The sequence below is a fragment of the Mycoplasma sp. 5912 genome (genome assembly GCF_054353835.1).
Genome location: NZ_JBTHHI010000004.1, coordinates 90,253 through 99,573, shown reverse-complemented (window position 1 = coordinate 99,573; position 9,321 = coordinate 90,253). Strand labels below are relative to the sequence as shown.

Annotated in this window: 10 protein-coding genes; 1 reads left to right on the top strand and 9 read right to left on the bottom strand. The window is 30.9% G+C overall.

Going from position 1 to position 9,321, the window contains the following annotated elements; all coding sequences use genetic code 4:
• Positions 1 to 165: 165 nt before the first annotated feature.
• From ACXYRP_RS02235 to ACXYRP_RS02195, 9 genes are all read right to left on the bottom strand, one after another.
• Positions 166 to 636, bottom strand: a complete 471-nt coding sequence (locus ACXYRP_RS02235; RefSeq protein ID WP_458614189.1) for an MPN499 family protein — start codon at positions 634 to 636, stop codon at positions 166 to 168.
• A 2-nt stretch (positions 637 to 638) separates the two neighbouring features.
• Complete coding sequence (locus tag ACXYRP_RS02230) at positions 639 to 1,499, bottom strand: HAD family hydrolase (RefSeq protein ID WP_458615123.1); 861 nt, start codon at positions 1,497 to 1,499, stop codon at positions 639 to 641.
• On the bottom strand, positions 1,480 to 2,199 hold the full coding sequence (araD, locus tag ACXYRP_RS02225) for an L-ribulose-5-phosphate 4-epimerase AraD (protein WP_458615122.1): 720 nt from the start codon (positions 2,197 to 2,199) through the stop codon (positions 1,480 to 1,482). The genes ACXYRP_RS02230 and araD overlap by 20 nt, the downstream gene beginning before the upstream one ends.
• Entirely contained in the window at positions 2,189 to 3,064 is an 876-nt protein-coding gene (locus ACXYRP_RS02220) for an L-ribulose-5-phosphate 3-epimerase (RefSeq protein ID WP_458615121.1), read from the bottom strand. The genes araD and ACXYRP_RS02220 overlap by 11 nt, the downstream gene beginning before the upstream one ends.
• Positions 3,039 to 3,695 carry a 3-keto-L-gulonate-6-phosphate decarboxylase UlaD gene (locus tag ACXYRP_RS02215; RefSeq protein ID WP_458615120.1) on the bottom strand — a complete coding sequence of 219 codons (657 nt, stop codon included), beginning with the start codon at positions 3,693 to 3,695 and terminating at the stop codon, positions 3,039 to 3,041. Before ACXYRP_RS02215 ends, ACXYRP_RS02220 begins: the two co-directional genes overlap by 26 nt.
• 8 nt (positions 3,696 to 3,703) lie before the next feature.
• On the bottom strand, positions 3,704 to 4,174 hold the full coding sequence (locus tag ACXYRP_RS02210) for a PTS sugar transporter subunit IIA (RefSeq protein WP_458597271.1): 471 nt from the start codon (positions 4,172 to 4,174) through the stop codon (positions 3,704 to 3,706).
• Between the two features lie 2 nt (positions 4,175 to 4,176).
• Positions 4,177 to 4,464 carry a PTS sugar transporter subunit IIB gene (locus ACXYRP_RS02205; RefSeq protein ID WP_458597270.1) on the bottom strand — a complete coding sequence of 96 codons (288 nt, stop codon included), beginning with the start codon at positions 4,462 to 4,464 and terminating at the stop codon, positions 4,177 to 4,179.
• A 100-nt stretch (positions 4,465 to 4,564) separates the two neighbouring features.
• Complete coding sequence (locus ACXYRP_RS02200; protein WP_458597269.1) at positions 4,565 to 6,355, bottom strand: PTS ascorbate transporter subunit IIC; 1,791 nt, start codon at positions 6,353 to 6,355, stop codon at positions 4,565 to 4,567.
• 18 nt (positions 6,356 to 6,373) lie between these two features.
• The gene (locus tag ACXYRP_RS02195) at positions 6,374 to 7,429 is read right to left on the bottom strand and encodes a phospho-furanose lactonase (protein WP_458607588.1); all 1,056 of its coding nucleotides are present in this window, start codon (positions 7,427 to 7,429) and stop codon (positions 6,374 to 6,376) included.
• Between the two features lie 468 nt (positions 7,430 to 7,897).
• On the opposite strand from ACXYRP_RS02195, the gene ACXYRP_RS02190 reads away from it, so the two are divergent.
• Positions 7,898 to 9,271, top strand: coding sequence for a M17 family metallopeptidase (locus ACXYRP_RS02190; RefSeq protein WP_458615119.1), 1,374 nt, complete (start codon positions 7,898 to 7,900; stop codon positions 9,269 to 9,271).
• Positions 9,272 to 9,321 lie beyond the last annotated feature (50 nt).

Here is a 9,321-nt window from a genome sequence, read left to right as displayed (position 1 = left end):
CAAGAAAATTGGTTAAAACACCCGAGAGGGTGTTTTTTGTATGTTGCTTCTTAGTTCTTTTCGTTACCTAGCTTGAATCTAGAACCTGGACTGCTATAACTACTGCTTTATTCTGCAAACATCAATAAAATATGCTTAGCACAAATTAATTGCACTAAGCATATCTTATACATTTGAAAGAACCTCAAAACCTCATCTGGTTCATTGAACATATAATATTTTTAAACCTTTAACATTCTTTTGATAAAAGTCTTCAAAGTATTGCTTGGTAAAAAAGAAAGTTCTTCCATAATATAAATTTTTTATTGTCTTTATGTTAAAACGAATGATAAGATTTTCAATGATTTGATAGTCTATATAATCTTGTTCATCCATCTTTTCAACTTTATTGCGATGTAATTGAAAGTCAAAACCACGAATTCGCATTAGCTTATTAAACAAATAAAAATCCTTATCAGAATTAAATGAAAAAATAATATTAGTGTTTTCTCATTGATTATATTTAATAATATCCTCTAAAGATTTAGCATGTTTGATAACAAAATTACGTGATTTTGGTGTCAAAACTTTTCATATTGGAGGAACAACTCAGTATCCGTTTTCCATATGATTAATTTTTATATATTTAACTTTCATTCTTATTCCAACATATTTAAAAAGTTTGCTATCCCTTGTTCATCATGTGAATTTGTGATAAATGTTGCTTTTGATTTAACTTCATCTCGTGCTTGACCCATTGCTACCGAATATTTAGTAACTTCAAACATCGAAACATCATTATCTTCATCACCAAATACCAATGTTTTATTTAAATCAATGTTATATTTATCTGCTAAAATCTGCAAACTTTTTCCTTTAGAATTATTGATTGGCATAATATCATAAACATGTACTTGCGAGTTGATAATATATACATTGTCAATCTTTGAAATTTTCATTGCTGAAATATCAGTCTTTTCGGCTGTACTATCACGCTTGATAACTAAGAACTTTAAAATATCTTGCTCATCTGTGTTAAAGTTTGGATTTTGATGATTTAAATCATAATAGTCGAATGCAAATTGATTTTCTTTTCTTCGTTTAGCAATTGTCTCTTCTAATCAAGCAAATCAACTTGGTTTGCTTGCATTTTTATGAAAACCATAAATTTGGTTACATGTATACACCAAAAATACTACACCTGATGCTATCAATGCTTCAAAAACTGCCTTAGCAGATGCTTTATTTATAGGATTTTTATAAACAATTTGATCATTTTGAAAATCGTAAATAAGTGAACCATTGCAGCAAATTGCAGGATAATCGCAATCTAAATTAAAAAACTCTTCTTTAGCTAAATAATGTGGTCTTCCTGTGATAACTGAGTATTTTTTACCAAGACTTCGCATTCTCTGGATGCCTTGATATGATTGTGGTGTAATATTTTTGTGTGAATCAAGTAAGGTTCCATCTAAATCAAAAAACAAATACTCAAAATCACTATTTTTTAATTTGTCCATAATATGCATTTGGTCCATGTTTGCGAAAGTGATGCTTGTTTTGTAAAGTCTGATTTGCAGGACCTTTATCGGGAACTAAAATTAAAGTGTGTAATGCCATTTTAGCAACTTCTTCCAAGGTAAGTGCTAAATTAACTGCATCTTTTGGATTTTTAATCGATCAAACAAATGGACCATGCTCTTTAACCAAGGTCGCACTAGTAGATTCAAAACTTATGTTGTTTTTAGTGAAATGTTCGATGATAACTAACCCTGTATTATGCTCATATGCACCATTTATTTCATCATCTGTTAGTTCTCGGGTGCAAGGAACGGAACCATAAAAATTATCAGCATGAGTAGTTCCAAAACACTTAATTTCCTTACCTGCTTGTGCAAAACCAACAGCATAAGGTGAATGGGTGTGAACGATACCTTTGATATTCTTATTTGCTTTATATAATAAAGTATGAGTAGGAGTATCTGATGATGGATTAAGTTTAGAATCTATTACATTATTATCCATATCAACTACTACCATATCATCGACACTCATAGTTTCATATGAAACACCTGATGGCTTGATTACCATATATTTGCGATCTTCTGATATTCCTGAAACATTTCCTCAAGTATGAATTGCAAGCTTATACTGATATAATAACATATTAGCTTGATAAACTTCTTGTTTAAGTTTTTGGATTTCTTCTTTATTCACCATTTGCTTCCTTTCATTGTTTTTGATAAAATACTTTTGCCTGTTTTAGCAATTCAATGTTTTGCATAGCAGTTTCATCTGGGTGGTTTTTTGATCACATTTCAATTAAAATTGGAACATTTAAATTGTGTTTAGTTAACTGCTTTAATGAATGTACAAAATCAACACTTCCATGTCCTCACGGAACTTCTTTGAATTTATTTGGTAGAGTGTCTTTAAAATGAAAACCAACGATTTTATCTGCACCCAAAAAGATTTCATTTTCTATATCTTTGGTAAATTGATTTAAGTTTCCTAAATCAGGATATATATAAAAATTAGGTGCATCGATTTGTTTTAAGAATGCTAAACATTTTGAAATAGTTCCTGCAAATGGTGTATCCATTGTTTCAAAAGCAACTGTTACAGAATATTTTGATGCAAGTTTAGCAACCTTTTTCATCCCTTCGATAAATCATTGCTTGGTTTGTTCATCCGAATCTTCATAATAAACATCGTAGGCAGCTAATTGAATAGTTCGAATACCAAGTTTTTTAGCCAAAATTAATGCTTTTTCCATTATCAGCAAGGCATGTTCACGAATTTTTAAATCATGTGATCCGAAAGGAAATTTACGGTGTGCTGACAAACACATTGAATTAAAGTAAAAATCTTTTTCTATCAAAAGTTTTCTTAATTCATTGATTTGTGTATTATTTCAATCTAATCTTTCAAGACGAAAATCTGATTCATCGACACTGAATTCAATAAAATCAAATCCTGCTGCCTTGGCAATATCGATTTTTTGACTTCAATGAAATTTATTATTGATTGCTTTTTCATAAATGCCTAAAAAACGGGTTTTAGTTTCAGTATTTTTTAAATTCATCTTTGAATTCCTTTGCTGCTTGCTGTGGATCTTCAGCATCGCGAATCGATCTTCCAGCAATGAAAATGTATACTGGAATACCTTTAAAGAGTTTAATATCTTCAACTGTTACACCCCCTGTAACAGTTACTTTAAACCCCATATTAGCAAGTTTTGCGACTGTATCAATGTCTTTTTGACCTCATTTAACTCCAGCAGCTTGAGCATCACGGGCACGGTGTCAAACGATTTGTGTAACACCAGATGCTTGTCATGCATCAACTTGATCCCATCTGAAGTTAGTAGTCATTTCAACTTGTATTTCTTTTTTAGTATCGAAAGTTTGTGAATATTTTACTAAATCAGCCATTGTTGCATTTTCAGCAGCACATATTGCAGTTGTAAAGTCTGCGCCTAATTCGAAGAACATTTTTGCAAATACTCTTCCTGCATCAGCAATTTTTCCATCAGCGACAATAATTTTATCTGGGAATGCTTTTTTGATTTCTGAAATAGCTTTTTTTCCTTCGGAAGCTAATAAAATAGTTCCAACTTCGATTACATCTATGTATTTTGCAGCTTTTGATGCTGAATCGATTGCTTCTTTAATTGTTAAGTTATCTAATGCGATTTGTAGTAGTGGTAATGCCATATTTTCCTTTATGCTTGTGCATCTATTTTGCTAATAATATCGATGACTTCTTGATTACTTTTTGCATTCATAATTGCTTCAATATTTGAATCTTGTTCAAAAATTCTAACAATTTGTGGTAATGCTTCTGATGTATGAACATCAGCTGATGTTGCTGCTAAAGCAACTAATAATGAAACTGGACGCTCGTCATTTTCAAAGTAAACTGGTTGTTTTAAAGTTACTAATGAAAATGAATTTTGTAAAACTCCAGCTTCGCTTTGGGCATGAGGGATTGCAAGATGGTTTGCAATAATATAATATGGTCCATATTTTAAGGTACTTTCAATCACAGCATCGTAGTATCTTGGTTCAACAAGCTTTTTATCAATTAAAGGTTTAATTGATAAATAAACTGCTTCTTTTCAGTCTTTTGCATGTAAACCTACATTAACTGTTTGATATTTTTTAAGTATTTCTAATAAATTAATTTTTTCCATAATTATAAACCTAGTGCTTTTTTAAGAGCTTCTCTAATTTCGTTTTCATCCATCAAATTTGTAACACCAACAATTTTTGCACGTTGGTTGTGATTAAACATTTCTGAAAGATGTTTTGATGAAATAATAATATCTACAGAATTTGTCATTCCTGTTGATTGGCCCATTGATAAAGCATCAACAGTTGCGCTTACTCCAAGTTCTTTCATAATTTTTTGAACTTTAAGTTTAATTATCATGCTAGTTCCCATTCCATTACCACATGCTGCGATAATTTTAAGTGTTTCCATAAGTATCTCCTAAATAATATAATAATATGTTTTTTACCTATATCATAGATAAAAAGATGTTTTTTTGAAAAAAGATTAGCACAAGGCTAATCTTAGTAAATTAGCTGTTAACTAATTTTGGTTGTAACTTAAGTATTTTTTGTAAAAATGTTTTTTTGGTTTGTGATCCATTATCTACAATTTGTCCTAATGCCAATAATCCAATTATTGCTAATATAACTAAAATTCAGGCAAGGATGAAATTATATGAAGAAATTCACATTAATAAACCAAAGAATAAGTTTCAGTCTGCCATACCAATATAACCATTTGCAACAGGTGAAACAAAACCACTTTTATCTATACCATCAGCAAATTGTGAGTGTTGTGTAATAATTGATTGGTATGAATTATCAATTGCTCTTGTCGCAATCGAAATAATTACAATTTCCAAGAAACCAAAGATTCCAGGAAGAAGTAATGCGGCTCTTCATCCACCTGATGCATTTGCATATACACCCAATGATCCCGAGTTAAAGAATAAGGTGATAAATAATGGTATTGCAATATTAAAGAATTTTTGGTTCGGAATTGCTGACAATCCACCAATAATTGCTACTGCGATAAATTGCCCAATTACCCCTGAAATAAATCCAAATGTAACAGAGTTGATTGAAAATCCATAAACTGCAGCTACATCGACAGCTACAACTGCACCAGGAATTATTTTTTCACTAATTCCATGGAATGATTGTTGTAGTTCTGTAATGAACATTCTAACCCCAGTAATAATTGCAACTAATGATGCAACTATTTTCAATGCTCCACCAAGGATATTTAACCCAAAGTTAGCACCACCAAATGAATTGTTTCATATTGCATAATTTGAGGTAAATTTAATGTGATCTGGAGCGATAACACTAAACGGATTAACAGATAACAATACAATAAATAATACTAAGAATAATAGCAAGATAATAATTGTTTGTGTGAAAATGTTATCTTCAAAGATTTTAAGGTATGAAGGAAGTTTTTTGTTTTCAGCTGAATCTTCTTTTTTACCAAAAAATCTACCTAATTTATATGTTGTAGCGATTGCAAGCATTTGTTGGTGTCCAACTGCAAAACCTGCATTTTGTGTTACAGCATTTGTTCCTTTTACAGTTGATGCAGAACCAACTGCTCAGTAAATTCCTAAGAAAATACCTGACATAATTATAATTCCTGCTTGTTCACCTGCCGATAAAGCACCTGTAAAGATACGCATATCTTGGAATAAGATAATGTATAAAATGGTTGTAACAACAGCTGATTGTTGAATCATAACATGTCCTGTTATCATTAAACTATTTGTGTTTGTTCATCTTTTTAATGCTACCATAACAATATTTACAGCAAATCCAAGGATGAATGCAAATGAGATTAATGAAACATAATTATTTCCTAAGAAAGCTTTTTCAAAGAATGTATTTGAACTTGCTAATGCAAAATACGGATCTAATGGTACGATTCCTGCACCTTGACCTATATTTTTAACTCCTTCAAATACGGGTTTAGCTAAGGAAACTAAGGTTCCTGAACCAATTTGTAATAAGATAAATCCAATAACGGTTTTTAAAAATCCGATTACTGATTCACGAAAACCTCTTCCGATGGTTAGATAACCTACAAATGTAAGCGAACCTAATAACAATGCAGGTTGCTTAAAGAAGTTATCCATATAAACTTTGTTAAACATGAAAAGGAAGGCATCACCAGCAGCTTTTGGTGTTCATGGTAACACCTTTGGATCATTTGGTTGTGCTGATTTAACCAACATTGATACTAAAATAATGAAAACATTGATTAAAGCAAATATTGATCACCCAATGATTAATCCTTTCCTTTTCTTAGAGTCAATTTTTTTAATCATATTTGTCCTTAAATAAGGTTATTTTACTTTTAATAGTTTTTTTAATTCTAAGACTCTAGGATTTACTTTAGTAACATCGTATTTTCTTGGTTCATCAAAAGCCAAGATTTCTGCTGGGTTGTTTACTAACATATCTTGAATTGCTTCTTCGCTAACTCCAACTTGTTTAAGAAGCGGAATAAATCTATCGAATAAGTATCCGAGACCAAAAGTTTCTTTACCTCTTTCGGCACCATAGTGTCTTTGATATAACACTCTACCAGCATCTAATGCAAGTGTAATGTGTTTTTGATACCCCTTGTCAACTAAATATTTGATGTTTTCTGCTAATGTTAAATCTGTGTAATATTTAACTCTATCAGGTCCATCAAAACATAAAGTTACCCCAAGTTCTGAAATAATTTTCTCATAGTAAAGTCTGTCAGGATTTTTATTTAAATGTGATAATTGAATTTTTCTCGGATTTGCTCCAAAATCAATTAAATGTTGTGCGGCTTCATATGCCATAGTTCCTAATTGTGTATGTACTAAAATTGGAGCTCCGGTCTCGATACTTGAACGAGCCGCAACCTCTAATGATTTAAGTTCAAGTCTATCAATAGCAGCATATCCTGTACCTGCTTTAATAATTCCTGCCTTTGCATTAGATCTTTTTACAACTGGTCCACTGTAGTTGTATTCATCCATACCAACTTCAATTTCTGCTTTAACCATTTCAACGATATCATCAATTGGTGCTAAAGCTAATCATGAAGCTCCCTTATCATAAAATGCTGCTTTATGAAAACCAGTAGCCATAATAATATGAGCTTTGTTTTTTAAAGCATTCGCTATTTCTAGCATCTTATGAACATCTCTACCTACATTGGGTGGGTCCATAGTAACCATACTTTTACCACCTTTTGCAATGTATTCATCCATTTCTTTTAATGCTGCATCGACTGAGAGCATAACAAAGTCAGGATGTTCGTGTGCTTCAGGACCATAATTTTTAATTAAATGATCATGGCAATCCACAACACCTAATTCTTTAGGATCAATATCACCTAAAACTGTTCTTGCGAATTTTTTCATTTATTCTCCTTTTAATATTATGAAATGTATTTTTATCATAAAACATTTTTTCATTTATTCTTGTAAAATATATTTATTTTAGTTTAAAAATATCTAAATACGGAAAAAATTGCGTATTTTTTCCATAAATTATTAAATTCTTGATAAAGCATATTTAAAAAAATTACAAAATGAAAAAAATAAATTTTTATTTTGTAGTACTGTAAAAGTAATAAATTTCGTTTTCAACTGTATATAAGGGAGAAAAGTTAGATAAAATTTGTAAATTATGTTCCTAAAATATATAAGTTTTTATCTTTATTTATGAAATTGATTTCATAAATAAAGATAATTTATTAATTTTTTCTTTTTTTTATTTCCTTACAGTGAAGACAAACTTACACAAGATAACAACTACATCAACAAACAAATACAATTTATAAGTGTAAAATAAATATTTTGATATAATCAAAACCAGAAAGGAAATAAATGGTAAAAGTAGAAAATACAAGAAATTCATCAATGCTTTTAAAAGCTGTTTTTAAAGGTGACAGTTATCCAAAAACCTTAGTTGAAAAAGAATCGGTTTTAACTGAATACTTTGACAGCAATGAAGCATTAGTTTATTTTGGAACAGAAGAAAAATATGACTATAATGTAGTCTCAAAATTCGCTAAGGGATTATTCGCATCACAAGTTCGCAACTTACAAATCGATCTTGATTCATTTGTTCGCGGAAAGGTTTGTATCCCTTGTGTTGTAGATGCGTTTACAAATGCATATAAATATGTAAATGCAGATATTTACAATGCAAAAACTTCTAAAAAAACAGAAAAATTTGCAGTAAGCTTTTTATCAATAACAGAACCACAAAGATATGAACACAAACTTTATAGCGCAAATGTTTTAGCAGATGCAGTTAATTACGCAAGAAATTTACAAATTATGCCACCTAACATTTGTAACTCTGAATATTTAGCTAAAACTGTTGTTGAAGATTTAACTAAATATGACAATTTAAAAGTAACAGTATTAAACAAAGCACAAATACAAGAACTTGGAATGGGATTACTTCTTTCTGTTAATCGTGGAAGTATGTATGAACCTAGAGTTGTTGTGATTGAATATAACGGGAATCCAGATTCAAAAGCCAAAACAGTTTATGTAGGAAAAGGAATTACCTTTGATTCAGGTGGATATTCACTAAAGCCAAGTCGTTCAATGCTTGGAATGAAATTTGATATGTCTGGTTCTGTATTTGTAGCAAGTGCATTGAAAGCAATCGCTCAATTAAAACCTAAAACCAATGTTGCTGCTGTAATGTGTATTACAGATAACCGAGTAAATGGTGATGCATCATTACCTGATTCGGTATGAACCAGTATGAATGGAAAAACTGTTGAAATTAATAATACCGATGCCGAGGGAAGATTAGTAATGGCAGATGGGTTAACATATGCAGTTAGAAATCTGAAAGCAACAAGACTTGTGGATGTTGCAACTTTAACTGGAGCAATCCTTGTTTCGCTCGGAAGTACCTATACCGGAGTTTGAGCAACAACTGATAAAGCATGAGATGATTTAAAGGATGCGGCAGAATCTCAACATGAACTAGTATGAAGAATGCCTCTTGATGAAGCATTTGCTAAGGAAATTAAAAATTCAGTTGTAGCTGACCTTAAAAACACTGACTTATCTGGTGCAGGTGGTGGAAGTTGTTCAGCAGCAATGTTTTTAAAAGAATTTACCGAAGGGATTGAATATATTCATTTAGATGTTGCTGGGACAGCAGAACAAGGTGGAAAACCAACTGGTGCAATGGTTAAAACATTAGTTCAACTAGCGCTTAATGCAACTGAGTAATTAAAAAACCATCAATTATGATGGTTTTATTTTGCTCTATATAAAAAGTA